19 protein-coding genes are annotated in these 21326 nt (G+C 37.9%); 12 read left to right on the top strand and 7 right to left on the bottom strand.

What is annotated here, in order from left to right:
* Both dxs and folE2 read left to right on the top strand, forming a co-directional pair.
* Positions 1 to 1896 (top strand): 1-deoxy-D-xylulose-5-phosphate synthase, encoded by a 1896-nt coding sequence (gene dxs, locus F9B76_RS00770; protein WP_159992029.1) that lies wholly within the window; start codon positions 1 to 3, stop codon positions 1894 to 1896.
* Between the two features lie 321 nt (positions 1897 to 2217).
* Positions 2218 to 3021, top strand: coding sequence for a GTP cyclohydrolase FolE2 (gene folE2 / locus F9B76_RS00775; RefSeq protein ID WP_159990366.1), 804 nt, complete (start codon positions 2218 to 2220; stop codon positions 3019 to 3021).
* Positions 3022 to 3231: 210 nt separating this feature from the next.
* Here the strand turns inward: folE2 and F9B76_RS00780 are convergent, their stop codons facing one another.
* Positions 3232 to 3543 (bottom strand): c-type cytochrome, encoded by a 312-nt coding sequence (locus F9B76_RS00780; RefSeq protein WP_159990367.1) that lies wholly within the window; start codon positions 3541 to 3543, stop codon positions 3232 to 3234.
* A gap of 321 nt (positions 3544 to 3864) precedes the next feature.
* Here F9B76_RS00780 and rpsF point away from each other — a divergent pair, with 321 nt between their 5' ends.
* The 5 genes from rpsF to dnaB all read left to right on the top strand — a co-directional run bounded on the left by rpsF (position 3865) and on the right by dnaB (position 6948).
* Positions 3865 to 4254, top strand: coding sequence for a 30S ribosomal protein S6 (gene rpsF / locus F9B76_RS00785; protein ID WP_159990368.1), 390 nt, complete (start codon positions 3865 to 3867; stop codon positions 4252 to 4254).
* A 12-nt stretch (positions 4255 to 4266) separates the two neighbouring features.
* Positions 4267 to 4596, top strand: coding sequence for a primosomal replication protein N (gene priB, locus F9B76_RS00790; protein ID WP_159990369.1), 330 nt, complete (start codon positions 4267 to 4269; stop codon positions 4594 to 4596).
* A 60-nt stretch (positions 4597 to 4656) separates the two neighbouring features.
* A complete protein-coding gene (rpsR, locus tag F9B76_RS00795; protein WP_159990370.1) occupies positions 4657 to 4932 on the top strand; it encodes a 30S ribosomal protein S18 in 276 nt (91 codons plus the stop codon).
* 11 nt (positions 4933 to 4943) lie between these two features.
* The gene (rplI, locus tag F9B76_RS00800; RefSeq protein WP_159990371.1) at positions 4944 to 5399 is read left to right on the top strand and encodes a 50S ribosomal protein L9; all 456 of its coding nucleotides are present in this window, start codon (positions 4944 to 4946) and stop codon (positions 5397 to 5399) included.
* A gap of 127 nt (positions 5400 to 5526) precedes the next feature.
* On the top strand, positions 5527 to 6948 hold the full coding sequence (dnaB, locus tag F9B76_RS00805; RefSeq protein WP_159990372.1) for a replicative DNA helicase: 1422 nt from the start codon (positions 5527 to 5529) through the stop codon (positions 6946 to 6948).
* Between the two features lie 135 nt (positions 6949 to 7083).
* Here the strand turns inward: dnaB and dut are convergent, their stop codons facing one another.
* The 6 genes from dut to F9B76_RS00835 all read right to left on the bottom strand — a co-directional run bounded on the left by dut (position 7084) and on the right by F9B76_RS00835 (position 14398).
* Positions 7084 to 7530: a dUTP diphosphatase gene (dut, locus tag F9B76_RS00810; protein ID WP_159990373.1), complete on the bottom strand. Its 447-nt coding sequence runs from the start codon at positions 7528 to 7530 to the stop codon at positions 7084 to 7086.
* 265 nt (positions 7531 to 7795) lie between these two features.
* Positions 7796 to 8461, bottom strand: coding sequence for a DedA family protein (locus F9B76_RS00815; RefSeq protein ID WP_159990374.1), 666 nt, complete (start codon positions 8459 to 8461; stop codon positions 7796 to 7798).
* Between the two features lie 410 nt (positions 8462 to 8871).
* Positions 8872 to 10089 carry a bifunctional phosphopantothenoylcysteine decarboxylase/phosphopantothenate--cysteine ligase CoaBC gene (gene coaBC, locus F9B76_RS00820; protein WP_159992030.1) on the bottom strand — a complete coding sequence of 406 codons (1218 nt, stop codon included), beginning with the start codon at positions 10087 to 10089 and terminating at the stop codon, positions 8872 to 8874.
* Positions 10090 to 10094: 5 nt separating this feature from the next.
* Complete coding sequence (gene lspA, locus F9B76_RS00825; RefSeq protein WP_243140653.1) at positions 10095 to 10592, bottom strand: signal peptidase II; 498 nt, start codon at positions 10590 to 10592, stop codon at positions 10095 to 10097.
* On the bottom strand, positions 10585 to 13452 hold the full coding sequence (gene ileS, locus F9B76_RS00830; RefSeq protein WP_159990376.1) for an isoleucine--tRNA ligase: 2868 nt from the start codon (positions 13450 to 13452) through the stop codon (positions 10585 to 10587). The genes lspA and ileS overlap by 8 nt, the downstream gene beginning before the upstream one ends.
* Positions 13442 to 14398, bottom strand: coding sequence for a bifunctional riboflavin kinase/FAD synthetase (locus F9B76_RS00835; RefSeq protein WP_201289318.1), 957 nt, complete (start codon positions 14396 to 14398; stop codon positions 13442 to 13444). Before F9B76_RS00835 ends, ileS begins: the two co-directional genes overlap by 11 nt.
* A gap of 45 nt (positions 14399 to 14443) precedes the next feature.
* Between F9B76_RS00835 and purN the strand changes: the two genes are divergently transcribed.
* The 5 genes from purN to F9B76_RS00860 all read left to right on the top strand — a co-directional run bounded on the left by purN (position 14444) and on the right by F9B76_RS00860 (position 21232).
* Complete coding sequence (gene purN, locus F9B76_RS00840) at positions 14444 to 15103, top strand: phosphoribosylglycinamide formyltransferase (protein WP_159990377.1); 660 nt, start codon at positions 14444 to 14446, stop codon at positions 15101 to 15103.
* 46 nt (positions 15104 to 15149) lie between these two features.
* Positions 15150 to 16496, top strand: a complete 1347-nt coding sequence (locus F9B76_RS00845; RefSeq protein ID WP_201289319.1) for an RsmB/NOP family class I SAM-dependent RNA methyltransferase — start codon at positions 15150 to 15152, stop codon at positions 16494 to 16496.
* Between the two features lie 145 nt (positions 16497 to 16641).
* Positions 16642 to 18867 (top strand): UvrD-helicase domain-containing protein, encoded by a 2226-nt coding sequence (locus tag F9B76_RS00850; protein WP_159992033.1) that lies wholly within the window; start codon positions 16642 to 16644, stop codon positions 18865 to 18867.
* A 49-nt stretch (positions 18868 to 18916) separates the two neighbouring features.
* A complete protein-coding gene (locus tag F9B76_RS00855; protein ID WP_159990378.1) occupies positions 18917 to 19132 on the top strand; it encodes a hypothetical protein in 216 nt (71 codons plus the stop codon).
* A 231-nt stretch (positions 19133 to 19363) separates the two neighbouring features.
* On the top strand, positions 19364 to 21232 hold the full coding sequence (locus tag F9B76_RS00860) for a UDP-glucose:protein N-beta-glucosyltransferase (RefSeq protein WP_159990379.1): 1869 nt from the start codon (positions 19364 to 19366) through the stop codon (positions 21230 to 21232).
* Positions 21233 to 21326 lie beyond the last annotated feature (94 nt).

Genomic DNA, 21326 nt, shown 5'->3' on the forward strand with positions numbered 1-21326 from the left:
ATTTTTATGCAGTTATTATCTACGATTCAATCGCCTGAAGATATTCGGCATCTTAACCGCCAACAATTAAACGTACTGTCTAAAGAGTTGCGTGCGTATATTATTGAATCTGTTTCTAAAACAGGTGGTCATCTATCGTCTAACTTAGGTACGGTAGAGCTAACAATTGCACTACATCATGTGTTTAATACACCTTATGATCGTATTATTTGGGATGTAGGGCATCAATCGTATCCACATAAAATTTTGACAGGGCGGCGAGAGGCGATGGCAACCCTTCGTCAAAAAGGGGGGATTTCTGGTTTTCCTAAGCGGAGTGAATCTGATTATGATGCTTTTGGAACAGCCCATTCTTCTACCTCTATTTCTGCGGCTTTAGGTATGGCAGTGGTCTCTCGTTATAAAGGCGATCAGCGTCAGCATATTGCAGTTATTGGTGATGGTGCTATGACAGCTGGTATGGCATTTGAGGCGTTAAATAATGCAGGTGATACCTCGGGGATTAATCTATTAGTGATCTTAAATGATAATGATATGTCGATTTCACCGCCTGTTGGTGCCTTAAATAAGTACTTAACACAATTAATGTCAGGAAGTATTGCTAAAGATGCACATGATATTGGTAAAGCCGTATTAGAGCAATTGCCAAGTCCTATTATGGATATAGCACGTAAGGTAAAAGGACATGCTAAATCAATGATGGGGCCTGCTACTTTATTTGAAGATTTAGGATTTAATTACTCTGGACCTATTGATGGTCATGATTTAGATGCATTAATTCCGACACTGGAAAATCTCAAAAACCTAGGTGGTTTACAATTCTTGCATATTATTACCAAAAAAGGGCAAGGGTATAAATTAGCAGAAGCTGATCCCGTGCTTTATCATGGACCTGGTAAATTTGATCCTGCTTTGGGTATCCAAGCTAAGAAAGGTGAAAGTAAGCCCACATTTACACAGGTTTTTGGTCAATGGTTATGTGATCAAGCAAAAGCTGATGAACGTTTAATGGGTATTACGCCTGCCATGCGAGAGGGGAGTGGTTTAGTACAGTTTGAACAGCTTTTCCCTGAGCGTTACTTTGATGTTGGTATTGCAGAACAGCATGCGGTGACATTTGCGGCGGGTATTGCTTGTGAGGGGTTTAAACCCGTAGTGGCGATTTACTCAACCTTTTTACAACGTGCGTATGATCAAGTCATCCATGATGTTGCCTTACAAAATCTTGATGTTACCTTTGCCTTGGATAGAGCAGGTATTGTTGGTGCAGATGGGGCAACACACGCAGGTAATTATGATATTGCCTTCTTGCGTTGTATTCCTCATATGGTAATTACGACGCCATCAGATGAAAATGAATGTCGATTATTATTAAATACCTGTTATCAATATCAAGGTCCTGCCAGTGTTCGCTATCCTAGGGGATCTGGTATTGGTGCCTGTGTAGAGGCAACATTAGCAGCTGTGCCTGTGGGTAAGGCAGTGGTTCGCTATGAAGCTCCTTCTCTTGTGGATACTCATCGTGTTGATGGAGATAAGCGAATAGCGATATTAGCCTTTGGTACATTATTACATCCAGCCTTAGTAGCAGGGCAAGAAATAGGGGCAACAGTGGTGGATATGCGCTTTGTTAAACCACTAGATGAAGCCTTATTATTGACACTTGCCAAAACACATAAAGCATTTGTAACAATAGAAGAAGGCTGTATTATGGGGGGAGCGGGTAGTGCTGTTGCTGAATTTTTTCAGTCACAAGGGATTTATCACCCTGTATTACATCTGGGCTTACCCGATCAGTTTATTGATCATGGGGAACAACAAGCTATTTTGGCAGAACTTGGTTTAGATACAAAGGGTATTCTATTACAAATAGCATCTTGGAAAAAAACATTTTAACCCCATCTAAGGTGGCATAGCTAATAACAGCTTTGTTAATGTACTGCTAAAGAAAATAGTATTAAGCGTATTCGTAGATAGTGTAGATATATTGTTTACACTATCTATTTTTAATCAGTGGGTAGTATAGACGATAGCGTTTATATATGCTATTTAATGAGTCAATAGTATGACTACGTACTATTAGCTTTTGGAATGGTATAGATAAAAATCTATGCTATTTATTTAACCAAAGAGTAGTATTAATGAATAATACTATTCATTTTTATAGAAGATAGTGTTGTACTATTTATTCTATAGTTGAATATAGGTAAGAATTCAATGAGTGATAAATCTGATCAAGTTACGACAATGCCAGATGTGCAAAGTAGTTATGATCCTCGCCATATCCCTATCCAAAGAGTGGGGATTCGTCGTGTAAAATCTCCTTTACTTTTACAGCTAAGTGATGGGTCTGTGCAAGCTACGGTTGGGGAATGGACATTAACTGTCTTTTTACCTGAAACCGAAAAAGGTACACATATGTCTCGGTTTATGGCATTGTTAAATGATTATCGTCAGACACCGATGACAATGGAAGTATTTAAAAAAATGACAGAAGAAATGCTTCCTTTATTACATGCTCAAAAAGGGGATATTACGGTATCCTTTCCTTACTTTATTAATAAAAGTGCTCCTGTATCGGGGGTGCAGAGTTTAATGGATTATCAGGTTACCTGGCAAGCAGTAGCTGATCAAAATGGGGTTTCTTTTGAGTTAGGGGTACAAGTCCCTGTAATGAGCTTATGTCCTTGTTCTAAAGCTATCTCAGCCTATGGGGCGCATAATCAGCGTTCTCATATTACCGTGCATATGGTGGGTGAGCAAATTTATGATATGAATCAAGTTATTCGTACGATTGAACAACAAGCATCTAGTGAGTTATGGAGTTTACTCAAACGAACCGATGAAAAATATGTAACAGAAGGGTCGTACGATAATCCTAAATTTGTTGAAGATTTAATTCGTGATGTTGCGGTTGCTATTCGACAATTTCCTGCTTTAATTCGATATAAAATTGAAGCTGAAAATTTTGAGTCAATTCATAATCATTCGGCATATGCTGTTATTGAAGAGCAAGTATAGTGTGTATTAGAGGGTGAGGACGTTTATTTTATCTGTGGTGTCTGGCTGTTTTAGTCTGATAAAGGTAGAAATAGCTAAATTGTAATCCTCTCGAGTACGTATTATCTTTCAATGTACAAAAAAGGCGAGTAATAACTCGCCTTTACCTACTTCGTATCACAAAATAGTTTCTTTCTCTATGAAAAGGATAAGAGGAGTGAAAATAATCTCTTATTTAAGTGAAAGAATCCATGTTGCTAATGCTTTTGCTTCTTCATCATTTACGGCATTAGGCGGCATTGGTACAGGCCCCCATTTACCAGAACTACCATTTTTGATACTTGCTACAATAGTATCTGTGTCTTCTGCATATTTTGCTGCGATTTCTTTAAATGCTGGTCCGATAATTTTGGTGTTAGTGCTATGACAGCCTACACAGGCTTTTGTTTTGGCTAGTTCAGCACCATCTTGAGCATAAACAGATGATACAGCAAGAACTGTAGAAGCACCAAGAATTAATTTAGTCATTCGGTTGAGTTTCATAAAAATATCTCCTTACAAAAAGCAATAAAATGTTGAGCTTAATATAACATATTGATATGTTTTAAAAGTTGACATTTCTCAAGAGACATTGAGCTTAGGAGAAGAAGTAGAAAAAATGTTGTTTACCTGCATCAAAAAAATACTAAAGCAGATAAAAGTTTGATTAATATAAAAAGTATTTGATTTTTATAAGAAAAGTTTATAAAATAGATGGTTTCTTGCTCGACTAGGGCAGTTTTGTGAGTTGTTAGTTAATAGAGATATTTGTTAATAACGATACGGGCTTACTTAGCGGGCTGTTTTTATCCATAAGGAGTTAATATGCGTCACTACGAAGTAGTGTTTATTGTGCACCCTGATCAAAGCGAACAGGTTCCTGCAATGACAGAGCGTTACCAAGGTATGGTAACGACTAACGGTGGTAAAGTACACCGTTCAGAAGACTGGGGTCGCCGTCAATTGGCTTACCCAATCCAAAAACTTGTTAAAGCTCACTATGTTTGCTTAAACATTGAATGCGATCAAAACACATTAGATGAGTTAGAGCATTCTTTCCGTTATAACGATGCTATCTTACGTCACTTAGTGATTAAGACAAAATCAGCACAAACTAGCCCATCAATTATGATGAAAGCCGCTGAACGTGAGGAATCTCGTAAAGCAGCCGCTGTTGCTGAAGAAGTGGCTCTTGAGCAAGAAACCGAAGAATAGAGAAGGATCATATTGAATCAGGTTTATCTAGAAGTACGTGTTATAGAGGTGAAACCACTTCGATTAACACCAGCAGGCATACCGGTTCAAGAATTAATTGTTGAACATTGCTCTGAAGTTGTTGAAGCAGGGCATTTACGAAAAGTAGAGTTTGTATTATCTGCACGTGCTATTGGTCATATTACGCAATTATTGCAAAATCTTACTATTGGCACTGTTATGAAGGTAGAGGGTTTTTTAGCCGCTTCACGAAAGCATTCAACAAAGTTGGTGCTACACCTTCAAAAAGTACAAATTCCTGATGTAAGTGGTTCAACACAAATGATCGAGATGGCAAAGTAGTAATACTTTGGATTAACAAGTTATAGGGGAGTATCCCCGATTAGTTTAAAGGCAAATACCATGGCTTTCATGAAAAAAGGCAAGGAAAAACGCAGCAAATTTACGCAGCAAAATCCACTATTTAAACGTCGCAAATTCTGCCGTTTTACAGCAGCTGGCGTTGAAGAAATTGATTATAAAGATGTTGATACATTACGTGACTTCATCACAGAGACAGGTAAAATTATTCCTGCTCGTTTAACAGGTACTAAAGCTAACTACCAACGTCAATTAGACACAGCAATTAAACGTGCTCGCTTTTTAGCTTTACTTCCATACACCGATAACCACAAATAAGGATTACTGACATGCAAGTTATTCTGTTAGAAAAAATTGGCAAACTAGGTAACCTAGGTGAAATCGTTAAAGTACGTGACGGTTTTGCACGTAACTACTTAATTCCTCAAAAGAAAGCTCGCCGTGCGACAGAGCAAGCGATTGCTGAGTTTGAAGCACGTCGTGCAGAGCTAGAAAAAGCACAAGCAGAACGTTTAGCAGCAGCTCAAAAAGTAGGTGAACAACTTAATGGTTACCGTTTAGTTTTATCTCAAAAAGCAGGTGTTGATGGTCGTTTATTCGGTTCTATCACCTCTATGGATATTGCTGCAGGTCTTGTTGCGGCTGGTTTTGAGACTATTAATAAACAACAAGTACGCTTAACAGAAGGTGCATTAAAAGCAGTAGGTGAATACCCTGTTTCTTTACATTTGCACGCTGACGTTGACGCTGACATTACTGTTGTTGTTCAAGGCGAAATGGCTTAATTAAACCATTTTAAGTGCTTTATAAAAACCAACTCCTATGATTATAGGGGTTGGTTTTTTGTCTTTTAATACACAAAAATTCGTTTATAATAGGCAGTTTCATCTTTTATAAAGTGGTTGTGACAAAATGAGTGATAAGGTTGCTGAACTTGATTTTACTTCGGATATTCCGCCAGAAAATCCTAATTTTACTAATTTACGTCTTCCCCCCCAATCTATAGAGGCAGAGCAGTCGGTTCTGGGTGCTTTACTTATAGAAAATAGTGCGTTTAATGAAATTAGTAGTTTATTATCAGAAGAAGACTTTTATCGTCATGATCACCGTCTCATTTGGCGCCATATTTATCAATTAATTAGTTTAGATCGTGAAGCTGATGTCATTACGGTGGCAGAGTCTTTACGTCTCGTTAATAAAGAAGAAGAGGTAGGTGGGCTTGCTTATCTCAATGATTTAGCCATGAATGTGGCATCAGCTGCTAATATTACTCGTTATGCTGAAATCGTACGAGAACGTTCTATGTTGCGTCAGTTAGTCGCTGTTGCAGACGAGATAGCAACCATGGCATTTCAACCTAATGGTCGCCAAGCACGGCAACTATTAGATGAAGCAGAGGCAAAAGTCTTTAAGATTTCTCAGGATAATGGAGCGGGTGCAAAAGATTTTCATACGATGCCAAATGTGATGGTACAAGTCATAGAAGAGCTCGAAAAATTAGCAGCACGTGATAATGATTCTCTTGTGACAGGTATCAGTACAGGATTTACCGATTTAGATGCACGTACAGCAGGTATGCATAGTGGTCAGTTAATTATTGTAGCAGGTCGCCCTGCAATGGGTAAAACCTCTTTTGCGATGAATATTGTCGAGCATGTCGCTATTCATGAAAAATTACCCGTTGCTGTTTTTAGTATGGAGATGGATGCGGTTCAGTTAGGGCATCGTTTATTGGGTTCTGTGGGTAAAATTGATCAGCAACGTATGCGTACAGGACGATTACGAGATGAGGATTGGCCAGGTATTATCCATGCAACTTCTCTTTTACAAGATGCTAAGATTTTTATTGATGAAACCCCAGCTTTAACACCGATTGATTTACGAGCAAGGGCTCGCCGTCTGAAAAGTAAAGAAGGGGAGTTAGGATTAATCGTTGTTGATTATTTACAGTTAATGTCTGGTAATGGACGCAATGATAATCGTACAGCAGAAATCTCTGAAATTAGCCGTTCTCTAAAACAATTAGCACGTGATTTAAAATGCCCTATTATTGCGCTTTCACAGCTTAATCGTGGATTGGAGCAACGAACAAATAAACGACCTATTATGTCAGATTTACGTGAATCTGGGGCGATTGAGCAAGATGCAGACGTTATTCTCTTTATCTATCGTGATGAAGTCTATAATCCTGAATCACCTGATAAAGGGACGGCAGAAATTATTATTGGGAAACAGCGTGCGGGTTCGATCGGCACAGTACGTCTTACTTTTGCGGGTGAATATACCAAGTTCTTTAACTATACGGGTGCTGGAGCGGCATTTGTAGGAGAATAATCGTATATGAGGATTAAGTGCAATACTTTTTAATTTATTATGTATAAAGTATTGCACTTTTAATTTGAACGTAAACTAATAAATATAAGAGAAAATGATAGTAAATATTAGTTTAAAGCATAGTTTTCTATATTATTAACCACGCCCTGTACTACCAAAACCGCCTTCGCCGCGATGACTTTCTGTAAACTCTTCTACAATATTAAAATCAACTTGTTGAACAGGAACAATAACGAGCTGTGCCATACGTTCAAATGGTTCCAGTTTAAAAGCAGTCTGACCACGATTCCATACAGAAACCATCAGTTGTCCTTGATAATCTGAATCAATTAGACCTACAAGATTACCCAGTACAATACCGTGTTTATGTCCTAAACCTGAACGGGGTAGAATAAGAGCAGCATAACGGGGATCGTCTAAATGTATGGCTAAACCCGTTGGAATAAGTTCAGTTTGTCCTGGGGCTAAAGTAATGGCTTCATCAATACATGCACGTAAATCTAGCCCTGCTGAACCTGTTGTAGCATAATGAGGCAACTGGTCTTTAATACGTGTATCTAGGATTTTTAAATCAACTTTCATTTCTGTTCCTTTTTATATAAACTGCAAGCTTACCATAATATTGTAGAGCTAAGGATAATTTATTGGTTATTCATATACCTTTAATAATGACTATATTAAATAGGGATAGGGGTTATTTATAACTATATCTGGATTATAGATGGTGATAAGAATTAATTTTTACTATCTTTTACACTAAGGTAAAGTATTAAATACTTCTTAGAATAAGTATATTCGCAAAAAATAACCCTTACTTTATAAGGTAAGGGTTAAATGAGATTATCGCTTAGGATTGATCCGTTTTATCTGACATTAACGTATCTGAATTTGTTTTACTTTTTCGTGAAGTAATAAAAAAGTAAATGACTATACCAACACCGAGAACAACAGATAAGATAGTTAATATCTCACCAATTCCAACGCCTGTTTTTGCTGAAAGGGTTTGAGCGCCTTTTGCTGAAAAATAACCGGGTGATAGCATAACAGGTAACCAAATAATGGCTGAGGTAATATTAGCGAGTTGGAATTTGCTGTGCTTTAATTCCATGACTCCTGCTACAGTTGGAATGGTTGAGCGAATGGGTCCCATAAAGCGACCTAAGAAAACAGATAAAGTACCGTATTTTTCAAAGAACTTATGTGCTTTTACAAAGAAGAGATAATATTGATTAAAGGGAGGTTTTTTGGTAATTTCCCAACCAAACCAGCGTCCGATATAATAAGAAACAGCATCACCTAAAACAGCCCCTATAAATCCCCAAATAAAAACACCCGTAGGGTCTAGTGTACCTGTCCCAATAAGTCCACCTGTAAAGATAAGAATAGCGGTAGCAGGAATCATAATACCAATGACGAGTAAAGATTCACCAAAGCAAAGTAAACCAATAATGGGTCCAGCCCAAACTTGATTATTAGAAATAAAGTTATTAATTAATTGAATATAGTCATTCATTCTGTATATCGTTCTAAAAAGAGAAAGAGTGTGCCTATTGTAAACTAAGTTGCCTCTTTTAGTATAAAAGAAAGTAAAATTTCTTATTAACATGTGAGTGGATAATCAGCATATAGGAATTAATTTTACTAGTAGATATTAATTCCTAGATAAGAGTAATATGAAGATAATATATGTGAATACGCATTGAATCCATAGGCTATTTGATGCTTTAATGGAGATAGCTCTAATACGTCATGGTATATAAGCAATAGATTAGTGTTATTTTATCCCAATAATAGCAGGAGACAAATTGACAGTAGATGTATTGCTTATACAAAGTAAAATGACTTAATCTCTTATCTAAACCTAAACAACTATACTATGAAGATACTTTTTAATAAAGAGAAACTATACCCTATCAGTAATGATTAGGTTTTTAAATGACTGATTGATGCTGATGTATAACGTTTAGCAATTGCTTCAATCAATCGTTGTGCCGCTTCATCCTTAGGCAAAGTAGGTAACTGTTCTTCACCCTTATCATCAAATAAAACCATTGTAGTGGTATCTGCTTCCATTACTTGTTGTGCAAGATTACCTACCAAGAGGGGAACGCCTTTACGAAGACGTTTTTCTTGAGCATACAGGTTTAAGTTTTCTGTTTCAGCTGCAAAGCCTACACACCATGGGGCTTTATCCAGATGAGCAACCTCTGCCAAAATATCAGGATTAGGGGAAAAGTGTAGCTGTAAACCTTGTTGGTCTTGTTTTTTTTGCTTGTGTTCGGTGTAATTATCAATATGCCAATCAGCAACAGCCGCTACACTAATAAAAATATCATAGGTGCTTGCTTGTGATAAAACCGCTTGATGCATTTCTCTAGCGGTGCGTACCTTTTCAATAGTAACCCCATAAGGTGTTGCTAGGGTAGTAGGTCCACTAATAAGATGCACATTAGCCCCAGCATTAAATGCTGCTTGTGCAATGGCATAGCCCATTTTGCCTGATGAACGATTCGTAATCATTCTAACAGGGTCAATAGGTTCTTCAGTCGGGCCTGCCGTGATTAATACTTTTTTTCCTACTAAGATTGATGGTGTGAAAAAAGCCTGACATTCAGCCATAATCTGAGGAACTTCTAACATACGACCATAGCCTGTTTCGCCACAGGCTTGTATGCCATTAGCAGGGCCCCAAATATGGATACTGTCTTGCTGTAAGAGGGAAATATTACGTTGGTTAGCAGGATTACTCCACATTTCCCGATTCATAGCAGGAACAATAGCAAGCGGACAAGCTCCTCTAGCAAGGCAAAGTGTAGAGAGTAAATCGTTAGCAAAACCATGGGCAAGTTTTGCGATAAAATCGGCACTACAAGGAGCAATTAAAATTAAGTCGGCTTGTCGGCTTAAATTAATATGTGCCATACTATTATCCATGCGGTCATCTTGTGTATTTATAAAAACAGGATGATGACTTAATGCTTGCATGGTGGTTGGTGTAATAAAGTGTGTTGCCGCTTCAGTCATTACCACGGTTACTTGAGCACCTTGATCAATCAGACGGCGGCAAAGTTCTGCACTTTTATAACAAGCAATTCCACCTGTTAGCCCTAGAACAATATGTTTACCTTGTAGTTTCATGATATGGCTTAATTATTTTTCCTAAAAAATAATTCTTCAATAATAATCAATGTTGCCCCTATCGTAATAAAGCAATCTGCCAAATTAAATGCAGGGAAATAAAATTGCCAGTCTTCCCAGTAGAACAACAGAAAATCAATAACATGACCATAGGCAATACGGTCAATAAGATTACCGGCTGCCCCTGCTAGAATAAGGGAAAGGGCAAAGCAAAAAAAGGGTTGCTCTTTATGCGTTTTGAGTAAATAAATAATAAAAGCACAAGCTCCAAAGGCTAAAGCGATAAAGAGCCAGCGTTGCCATCCTCCTGCTTCTGCGCCTATGCTAAAGGCAGCTCCTGTATTATAAATAAGGATAAAGTCGAAAAACGGCAATACATTGACACGCTCAGCAAACTCAAATGTATGTTCTACATAGAGTTTGCTTGCTTGGTCGAGTGCTATCAATATAATCGCTAGTATAGCCCAAAAAGAGAAGGGTTTTTGCACTAATTGAGAACTAGGCATATTGGCGAATTTCCCCATCTCCGTGAAGATTACTATCGCAACGACCACAAATATCAGGATGTTCGTGGTTATGACCAACATCTGCCGTATAGTGCCAGCAGCGATCGCATTTCTTCTCTGCCGAGGCGATAACCTCAAATAGTGGTTCTGTGGTATCGGCTTGTTTTAATGTTACTTTAGAAACAATAAAGACAAAGCGTAAATCTTCACCTAAGCTAGATAAAATAGCCATATCTTCAGCATTAACTGCTATTTGAACTTCTGCTTGAAGGGAAGAACCAATTAAGCCTTCGCTACGTTTATTTTCAAGCTCTTTATTAAGTAATGCACGAATCGTCAGGATACGATGCCATTTGTTTTCTAAACTATCTGCATTTACTATGTTAGGTACTTGTTCAAAAAGTTCTGTAAAGATAGTAATTGTATGAGCAAGTGGTGTATTTTTGAGGAAAGTCTGACGCATTTCTCCCCATGCTTCTTCTGCGGTAAAGGAGAGAATAGGGGCAATTAATTTCACCATGGTCATCGTGATATAGTAAAGTGCAGTCTGAGCTGAACGGCGAGCGAGACTATCTTTGCCTGATGTATATAGACGATCCTTGAGAATATCTAAATAGAATGCCCCTAAATCCTCTGAGCAGAAAATTTGGAGACGTGAAACAGCAGGGTGGAATTCAAATTTTTCATAGTTTGCCAATACTTGGTCTTGCATTGCTTTTGTAAAAACTAAAGCAAATTGATCCACTTCAAGTAATTTTTCAACAGGGATTAAATCTTTACTTGCATCAAAGTCACTTAAATTGCCCAGTAAGAAGTACAAAGTATTACGGATACGGCGATAGCTTTCCACAACACGTTTAAGAATTTGATCAGAAATAGAAAGTTCACCAGAGTAATCGGTTGAGGCTGTCCATAAACGAATAATTTCAGCACCTAATGTATCTGATACTTTTTGTGGTGCAATCACATTACCGAGTGATTTACTCATTTTACGACCTTCACCATCTACGACAAAGCCATGTGTTAATAAGGCTTTATAAGGTGCTTGACCAAAGAGCATAGAAGAGGTGAGTAAAGAAGAGTGGAACCAACCACGGTGTTGATCTGATCCCTCTAGGTATAAGTCAGCGGGCCATGCAAGGATATCCGAATGAGAACCTTGACAAGCGTGATCTTTACCACCCATGACTGTGTAATGGGTTGCACCAGAGTCAAACCATACATCAAGGGTATCACGATTTTTTTCATATACCGCGGCTTCTTCAGCAGGTAATAAATCGCTTGGTTCAATTTTTTGCCATGCTTCGATACCTTCTTTTTCGACACGCTGTGCAATTTGCTCAAGTAGTTCGGTGGTACGAGGATGTAGTTCGCCTGTTTCTTTATGAACAAAGAATGCCATTGGTACACCCCATTGACGTTGGCGAGAAAGCGTCCAGTCAGGGCGATTGCTAATCATGGCGTGTAAACGTGCGCGTCCCCAAGAGGGGAAGAAGCTAGTCTCATCAACCGCTTTAAGGGCTTTTTCACGAAGAGTGCCACTACCGTCATTTGGTTTTACATCCATACCTGCAAACCATTGACTGGTTGCACGGTAAATAACGGGTGTTTTATGACGCCAACAATGCATATAGCTATGTTTAAGATTTTTGACTTGTAGTAAAGTTCCTGCTAATTTTAGTGCTTCAATAATTTTAGGGTTGGCTTCCCAGATACTTAAACCACCGAATAAGGGTAAACTACTCGCATATTGACCATTTCCCATGACAGGATTAATGATTTGATCATCATGAATACCATTTGTTTTGCAAGATAGGAAGTCTTCTACACCATAAGCAGGGGCAGAGTGGACGATACCCGTACCTGCATCAATTGTTACATAATCAGCGAGGAAAATAGGCGATAGACGTGCATATCCCTCATTGGCTTTACTAAGAGGGTGATGGAACTGAATACCTGCTAATTTTTCACCTTTCGTTGTAGCAATGACCTTACCCTCGAGTTTCCATTGTTCTAAACAAGCTTGATAACGGTCTTTAGCTAATAGTAATAATTTGCCTGTTGGTAAGGCTTCATTTAATTCAACTAATACATAGTCTAAATCAGGGTGTGCATTTAAGGCTTGGTTAGAGGGAATTGTCCAAGGGGTAGTTGTCCAGATAACAATAGCACCATCTTCTACCTTATCCAAACCAAAAGCCTGTGCAAGTTTATCTTTTTCAGCAAAAGTAAAGGCGACATCAATAGCAGGGTCTTCTTTGTCTTTATACTCAACTTCGGCTTCAGCTAGTGCTGATTGACAATCAAAACACCAATTAACAGGTTTTAATCCTCGGAAGATATAGCCTTTGTCAATAAGGCCCGATAAAGCACGAATTTCATTGGCCTCATTACTATAGTTCATTGTCAGGTAAGGATTTGACCAGTCACCTAATACACCTAATCGTTTAAAGTCTTTACGTTGGCGTTCTACTTGCTCATATGCATAAGCTCGTGCTTTGGCTTGAACTTCAGCAACAGGAAGATGTTTACCATATTGTTTTTCGATTTGAATTTCAATAGGCATACCATGGCAATCCCAACCCGGTACATAAGGGGCATCAAAGCCACTCATACCACGACTTTTGATGATAATGTCTTTTAAGATTTTGTTAATAGCGTGACCAATATGAATATCGCCGTTTGCATAGGGAGGCCCATCATGTAAAATAAATTTAGGGCGTCCTTTACTAGCAGCACGAATGGCTTCATATACTTTATTTTCTTCCCATTGAGCTACCCATTGTGGTTCTCGTTTGGGTAAATTACCCCGCATAGGGAAATTGGTTTCTGGTAAGTTTAACGTATCTTTATAGTCCATGATCATCAAAATAATGTTGTGCGATGGCGATATCCTTTTGGATAGCACTCATCATTGTGGTTAAATCTGGGAATTTTTCCTCATCTCTGATGTAGTGATGAAAATCAATCGTTACCATTCTACCGTAAGCTGAGACAGAATGATTGAGAATATGCACTTCTAGTAACACTTCACCATGTAATTCAACTGTTGGTCGTACCCCTAAACTGGCGACTGCAGGTAAAGCATGTTCACTTAACCCTCGCACAGAGACCACATAAATACCTGATCGTAAAGCACAACGAGGCATAACGGGGATATTTAACGTGGGTATGCCAATGGTTCGACCCAGTTTTTTACCATGAATGACGTGTCCACTAATGCTATATCGGCGTCCTAAAAAGGAATTTGCCTTTTCAATTTGACCAAAAGCAAGGGCTTGACGTAGTTCTGTACTGGAATAGCGAATTTGATGGTTATCCAGTACGTCTTGCATGATTTCTACGGTAAAATGGTGCTGTTGGGCAGCTTCTTTGAGTAATTCAATATTACCACTACGGCGATGCCCAAACTGAAAGTCCTCTCCAACGTAGAGATAGCGTACTTGTAATTGCTCAAGTAAAACTTTTTGAATAAAGTCTTGTGCTGACATTTGAGCCATTGCTTGGTTAAAGGTTTGCAGATAAACAGCCTCTATCCCATGACAGTTTAGAGCCATTACTTTATCGCGTAAAGTAGAAATACGCGTAGGAATAAGCTCTTGACGCTGACCTCTCAACGCAAAGAATTCTCTTGGATGAGGGGTAAAGGTAAGTACCGAGGGTATCAAATGACGTGCATAAGCCTGCTTGACTAAATGCTCAAGCAAATGCTGATGTCCAATATGTACACCATCAAAATTACCAATGGTGAGGGCAGTTGGTTGAACTGCTTTTTCGTTACGATAGAGTTTAATAGAATTTTTCACGTCTAACAGTTTACAATTATTTTGTTATTTTGTAGGAGATTTTTCGTGTCTGAACAAAAACAAGCACAAAAACGATTTGTTATTTTAATCTCAGGAAGAGGTTCAAATATGCAAGCCATCGTTAATATGGCAAAAAAACGTGATGATATTCATATTGCGGCGGTGATTTCACATAAACCTAATAGTGTTGGATTGGTTTGGGCAAAAGAGCAGGGAATCGAAACAGCAGAGCTATTACATAAGTCATATCCTACGCGAGAGTCTTATGATGAGGCATTACGAGATTTAGTATTAAGTTATCAAGCTGATTATGTTATTTTGGCGGGGTTTATGCGAATTTTAACAGAGGTGTTTATTGAGCCTTTTAAAGGACGATTAATTAATATCCATCCCTCTTTATTACCTAGTTTTACAGGGTTAGATACACATGAACGAGCCATTGTGGAAGGGGTTAAGGTACATGGTTGTACCGTGCATTTTGTTACCCCTGTTTTAGATGTTGGGCCTATTATTGCTCAAGCGATTGTTCCTGTACATAAGAAAGATGATGCAGATACTTTAGCGGCACGTGTCCTGACGATGGAGCATCAAGTTTATCCTGCAGTAGTCGATTATTTAGCACAAGATTTACTTTCTTTGCATAATCAACAGGTTGAATACAAAAAGCCTGTTACTACCTTATTTGTGCATCCTGATATTGGCTAATAGTCGTTAGCTTTATACCCTTTGATATTTGTAGAAATTGATTTTAATGATGAAAAAAAACACCACTAAACATACTAAAAAACAGACGATAAAACGTCATGCAAACACAACTAGCTCATTTGCAAAATTACCCATACTTCAGCAACGTATTCAGCAAGTTGCGCAGGTATTGGATAAAGTTTTAAAGTTTAATCACCCTGCTGATGCTGTTTTATCGGCTTGGTTTAAAGAAAATCGTCAATTAGGCGGGAGAGATAGAGGGGAAGTTGCTGAGGCAGTATTTGATATTTTACGTCATTTACGTTTTTATCGTCATCTGGCTGAAAGTGGCGTAGGTCCAGCCCATCAACGTTTAGCAATCTTGGGTTTAGTACATACGGTAGGTCAAGAAAAGGTGCAAGAGGTACTTGATGTTGCTCAACAAGATTGGTTAATGCGTGTTTTAAAAATAGATCAAGGTACTGTGGCAGCTGCTGTACGTTTTAGTTTACCCGATTGGTTATTTGAAACACTACAACAACAAGAAAATCCTGAAGCCCTTATGCAAGCTCTAAATACAAAAGCACCATTGGATTTGCGTGTTAATCCTTTAAAGGTAGAGCGTGATGCAATATTAGCGACTTTACAAGCTGATGATGCCTTACGATTATTTAATGTTCAAGCAACACCTTATTCACCATGGGGAATCCGATTGGAAGGAAAGCCTGCGATTAATCGTTGGGCATTCTTTGAAAAAGGTGAGATTGAGGTACAAGATGAAGGAAGCCAATTACTTTGTCTTTTAGTCAGTCCTCGCCGTACCGATATGGTGATTGATTTCTGTGCTGGGGCAGGGGGAAAAACTTTATTATTAGGTGCAATGATGCGTTCACAAGGGCGATTATATGCCTTTGATGTGTCAGGTGCGCGTTTAGCTAAGGCTAAACCACGGATTGCTCGTAGTGGTTTATCTAATGTCATGTGTGTGCAAATTGAGAATGAAAATGATGTGAGAGTGAAGCGTTTACAAGGTAAAGCTCATCGTGTTTTAGTCGATGCGCCTTGTTCTGGTGTTGGCACTTTACGTCGTAATCCAGATCTAAAATGGCGACAAACTCCTCAAGATTTAGCCGAATTAACTGCATTACAAGCACGTATTTTAGAAAAAGCCTCTCGCTGTGTTGCTTCTGGAGGTCGTTTGATTTATTCAACGTGTAGTTTATTACCACAAGAAAATGAACAACAAGTGGAAGCGTTTTTAGCGAATCATCCAGCGTTTACTTTAGTCCCTTTTGAGCAAGTGCTAGGGGATCGCTTACCAAAAGGCTTGCAGTCGGTAAATGGTATGCTCAAATTACGTCCAGATGTACATGGTACAGATGGTTTTTTTGCTGCTGTTTTAGAGAAAGCCTAAGCAATGAGTAGAAGGATAATAAATAAAGATATAAATTAATAATCATTTTATTCCTAATACGAAAGATTTTATCAATAAAAATACTGGTATAATAACCAGTATTTTTGTATTTTAAAGATAAGTAAAAATATCTAGGTAGCGCATGATTAATATAGAACAACTCAATCCTGAACAACGCCTTGCTGTTACAACAGATGCACAGTATGTCCTCGTACTGGCAGGTGCTGGGAGTGGTAAGACTAAAGTGCTGACAACACGAATGGCATGGCTTATTGAACAAGGATTAGTGAGTCCCGGTGGTATATTAGCCGTTACTTTTACCAATAAAGCGGCTAAAGAGATGCTACAACGTATTCATGCTTTATTGTCTGTCAATACACGAGCAATGTGGGTAGGGACGTTTCATGGGCTTTGTAATCGTTTATTGCGTGCGCATTATCGTGATGCAGGTTTACCTCAGAATTTTCAAATACTTGATACGCAGGATCAGCTCTCAGCAATTAAGCGCTTACTTAAACTTTACAATATTGATACCGAGAAATACCCACCAAAAGAAGTTTTCTACTTTATTAATCGTCAAAAAGAAAAGGGTTTACGCCCACAAGATATTGCTCCGACTGACCCTCATGAGGTACGTTTAGTTGAATTATATGAACTTTATCAAAATCAATGCGATAAAGAAGGGGTAGTGGATTTTGCTGAACTCTTACTAAGAGCATTTGAATTACTCAAAAATAATATACCTATCCGAGAACATTATCAGCGCCGTTTTTCGCATATTTTGATTGATGAGTTTCAAGATACCAATGATCTACAGTATAAGTGGCTGCGATTATTAGCAGGGCAAAAAAATGCTGTTTTTGCCGTAGGAGATGATGACCAATCTATTTACTCATTTAGAGGGGCAAATGTAGGGAATATGCAAGACTTTGAGCGAGATTACGCAAAAGGTCATATTATTCGTTTAGAGCAGAATTACCGCTCTTATAATCATATTCTCCATTCAGCAAATGCATTAATTGCGCATAATAAAGACAGACTAGGGAAAAATCTATGGACAGAAAGAGGGCATGGTGAGCCTATTCGTATTAATGAGTTAAATGATGATCGTCAGGAAGCACAATGGATTGTAGATGAAGCTAAATCCTTAATTAGAGAGGGAGTAGATTATCAGCAGATTGCTGTTCTTTATCGTAGTAATGCACAATCGCGTGCGATAGAGCATGCTTTTTTCAGTGTGGGCTTACCTTATCGTGTCTATGGCGGGTTGCGTTTTTTTGAACGTCAAGAAATCAAACACGTACTTGCTTATTTACGGTTAATTCATCATCTTGATGATGATACCTCATTCTTGCGTGTGGTGAATTTCCCAGCGAGAGGAATAGGGGCAAGAACGCTTGAGCATTTGGGGGATGCCGCCAAAGAAATTGGTTGTAGTTTAGCCTTAGCTGTTGGTGCTTTAAAAGGGGCTTCTGCTGCTAAGTTGGCTGCCTTTGTTGATTTGATTAATCGCCTCAAGGATATGGCAAAAATACTGACGCTACCCGAATTGATTCAGCAAGTTATTCATGATACAGGTATTGAAGCCTTTTATGAAAATGAACGAGAGGGAGAAGAGCACTTAGAAAACTTAAACGAATTGGTCAATGCGGCTAAGGTGTTTTGTATAGAAGAGTCTTTTGAGAATATTCCAGCAGCACAAATGAATCAGGTCGTTGTGAATGCTGAAGAAGGGCAAACTACTACCGAATATCAATCTGCATTAGATATGTTTCTTAGCCATGCTAGTCTAGAAGGTGGTGATAACCAAGCAGAGCATGGTGCAAATGCTATCCAATTAATGACTATTCATGCGGCAAAAGGGTTAGAGTTTGATGTTGTTTTTGTATCAGGTTTAGAGCAAGGTTTATTTCCGCACCAAAATAGTCTTGTCGCTGAAGATGGTTTAGAAGAAGAACGCCGATTAATGTATGTAGCGATTACACGTGCCAGAGAACGTTTGTATTTATCAGGTGCTTATCAACGAATGCTTTATGGTCAAACGGAATACACCACTCGTTCACAATTTTTAGAAGAAATTCCAGAAGAGCATACTAAATGGCTTTGTCCCAAAGAAAAAGTCAATGCCTATATGAAAGATGATATATTTACCACATCATCTCATGGAAAAACAATCGCAAAAATAACGAATGGTGTACAGGTGGGGAATAAACTATTCAAAGTCGGTCAGCGTGTTCGTCATGCAAAGTTTGGTGAAGGTATGATTATTAATTTATCGGGTCAGGGCATGGATGCTCAAGCACAGATTATCTTTGAAACCGCAGGAGCCAAAACACTTGCCATTGCGATTGCCAAATTAGATATACTATAAGGGTAAAATGAGTTTATTATTTTGAGTATAAAGTATTTTTTAGGAAAAGATGATGAATAAAATAATAGTATTTAGTATGGCGTTATTACTCACTGCTTGCACTTCGGTTAATACTCATCATAATAGTGCTGTTACTCGTAGTGGTACACAGGTCGGTCATTCTACCCATACTAATGCAGTTCAACAAAAACCTAAAATAGAAGTTTATGGCATGATGGACGCGGGGATTGGTTATCACCGTACGAAAACCACTACGCATGATTAAAGTAAGTGTATAAGTGGAAGTGGCTATATAGTGTTAGCTAATTATTTATGATTTTGTATTAAGTTTTTCCTATTGATAAAAGGAGATTTTTTCTCATTTATCCATTCTGTATCTGTTTTTTTCTGACACAATAATAGGTTTCTCAACGTATAATAAAGACTTTGGTTATACTCTTTTTATTAGAAAATAGTTAGCTTATTTACTTTATTTAATCTTTTCTTTGAGGAAAAAATGTCAGAACAAACCGCCAGTGTTGCTCAATTAGAAAAATATACCGCTACAAAATCATATGAAGAAGCGTGCCAAGCACTACTTGCTATATTAAGACAATTAGATAGTAATTTTGGTCAGATAACAGCGATTGAATGTGATTTTCCTCCTCAGTTAGTCGAAGATAAAGATAAATTAGTCCATTTTTCTACAAGGGTAGCTAATTGTATAACAGATTTATTTTCAGATAAAAACTTAAAAATTTCTGAATCAGGGGCATTGCAATTTTTTACCTATCAGCGATGGTTATCGTTGATTTTTGCAAGTTCACCTTTTGTGAATGCCGATCATATTTTACAGGTGTATAACCTGAGTACCAATAAAGAAAGCGGTGAATTTATTTTAGAAAGTAATAATGATAGTTTAATAAAGTTCTGTATTCTTTATTTGATGGAATCCAATATTAATATTAATTTGGATTACTTATGGAATCTTAACCCAACATTATGTGCTTCATTATGTTTTGGCTTACAATCAGCCCGTTTTATTGGTACAAAGGTCGCTTTTAATAAAAGGGGAACAATTCTTCAGTGGTTCCCTGAAAAGTTAGCAACATTAGAAGGGCTTAATGATATACCAGCAAATATATCACATGATGTTTATATGCATTGTAGTTATGATATTGCGACTAATAAACATTGGGTTAAGAAATCATTAAACCAAGTTATTCGCCGTTATTTATTAAGTTTAGGCTGGCAAGATAGAGAAATTAGATCTATCAATCGAACACGTTATGGTAAACCTGTGATGATGGTTTTGCTTGAGCATTTTAATTCAGCCCACTCTATTTATCGTACGCATTCTACCTCAATGATTGCTGCTAGAGAGCATTTTTACTTGATCGGTTTAGGCTCTTCGGCGGTAGATGAAGCAGGAAGACAAGTTTTTGATGCATTTTATGAGTTAAACGAAACCAGCGTGATGGGGAAACTTGAAACGCTTAAAAAAGTTGCTCAAGAGCATGATGCCAGTGTCTTTTATATGCCAAGTATTGGTATGGATTTGACGACTATTTTTGCGAGCAATACACGTCTAGCGCCTATTCAAGTGATTGCATTAGGACATCCTGCGACAACCCATTCTGACTTTATTGAATATGTAATCGTAGAAGATGATTATGTCGGTAGTGAAGAGTGTTTTAGTGAGACTTTATTACGATTACCAAAAGATGCTTTACCTTATGTCCCATCTTCTCTTGTACCTGAGCAAGTAAACTATATGTTAAGAGAAAATCCAGAAGTAGTACATATTGGTATTGCCTCAACAACGATGAAATTAAATCCTTATTTCTTAGAGGCGTGTCAGGCGATTAGAGATAGAGCAAAGGTTAAAGTGCATTTTCATTTTGCCTTAGGGCAGTGTATCGGTATTGTCTATCCTTATGTAGAGCGATTTATCCGTTCATATCTAGGTAATTCTGCTTCTGTTAATGCCCATCTTCCTTATCAACAGTATCTACAAGTATTACATCAGTGTGATATGATGATTAATCCTTTCCCTTTTGGCAATACGAATGGGATTATTGATATGGTAACGCTAGGGCTAGTTGGGATATGTAAGACAGGCCCAGAAGTGCATGAACATATTGATGAGGGATTATTTAAGCGTTTAGGTTTACCTGATTGGTTGATAGCGAATACTGTTGATGATTATATTGAAAAAGCTATCCGTTTAGCTGAAAACCATGAGGAGCGTCTTGCCTTACGCCGACAAATTATTAATAATAATGGTTTACAAACGCTTTTCTCAGGTAATCCAAAGCCTATGGGTGAGGTATTACTGAAAAAAGTGCAAGAATGGGAAGTGGCTCATTCTTCGATTACAAATTAGTTAATATATAAAAATGAATGATTAAACCAAAATGATTTAAAAATAATTAAATTGTTTTGTGTATAAAGCATAAAAGGCTATCTTAATGGGTAGC

The organism is Pelistega ratti, assembly GCF_009833965.1.
Classification (GTDB): domain Bacteria; phylum Pseudomonadota; class Gammaproteobacteria; order Burkholderiales; family Burkholderiaceae_B; genus Taylorella; species Taylorella ratti.

Excerpts from the sequence above, each read along its gene's own strand:
- F9B76_RS00780 (WP_159990367.1), bottom strand. The coding sequence starts at position 3,543 with ATGAAACTCAACCGAATGACTAAATTAATTCTTGGTGCTTCTACAGTT.
- folE2 (WP_159990366.1), top strand. The coding sequence starts at position 2,218 with ATGAGTGATAAATCTGATCAAGTTACGACAATGCCAGATGTGCAAAGT.
- dnaB (WP_159990372.1), top strand. The coding sequence starts at position 5,527 with ATGAGTGATAAGGTTGCTGAACTTGATTTTACTTCGGATATTCCGCCA.
- F9B76_RS00845 (WP_201289319.1), top strand. The coding sequence starts at position 15,150 with ATGATGAAAAAAAACACCACTAAACATACTAAAAAACAGACGATAAAA.
- rpsF (WP_159990368.1), top strand. The coding sequence starts at position 3,865 with ATGCGTCACTACGAAGTAGTGTTTATTGTGCACCCTGATCAAAGCGAA.
- F9B76_RS00815 (WP_159990374.1), bottom strand. The coding sequence starts at position 8,461 with ATGAATGACTATATTCAATTAATTAATAACTTTATTTCTAATAATCAA.
- F9B76_RS00860 (WP_159990379.1), top strand. The coding sequence starts at position 19,364 with ATGTCAGAACAAACCGCCAGTGTTGCTCAATTAGAAAAATATACCGCT.
- F9B76_RS00855 (WP_159990378.1), top strand. The coding sequence starts at position 18,917 with ATGATGAATAAAATAATAGTATTTAGTATGGCGTTATTACTCACTGCT.
- lspA (WP_243140653.1), bottom strand. The coding sequence starts at position 10,592 with ATGCCTAGTTCTCAATTAGTGCAAAAACCCTTCTCTTTTTGGGCTATA.
- rpsR (WP_159990370.1), top strand. The coding sequence starts at position 4,657 with ATGGCTTTCATGAAAAAAGGCAAGGAAAAACGCAGCAAATTTACGCAG.
- ileS (WP_159990376.1), bottom strand. The coding sequence starts at position 13,452 with ATGGACTATAAAGATACGTTAAACTTACCAGAAACCAATTTCCCTATG.
- rplI (WP_159990371.1), top strand. The coding sequence starts at position 4,944 with ATGCAAGTTATTCTGTTAGAAAAAATTGGCAAACTAGGTAACCTAGGT.
- dut (WP_159990373.1), bottom strand. The coding sequence starts at position 7,530 with ATGAAAGTTGATTTAAAAATCCTAGATACACGTATTAAAGACCAGTTG.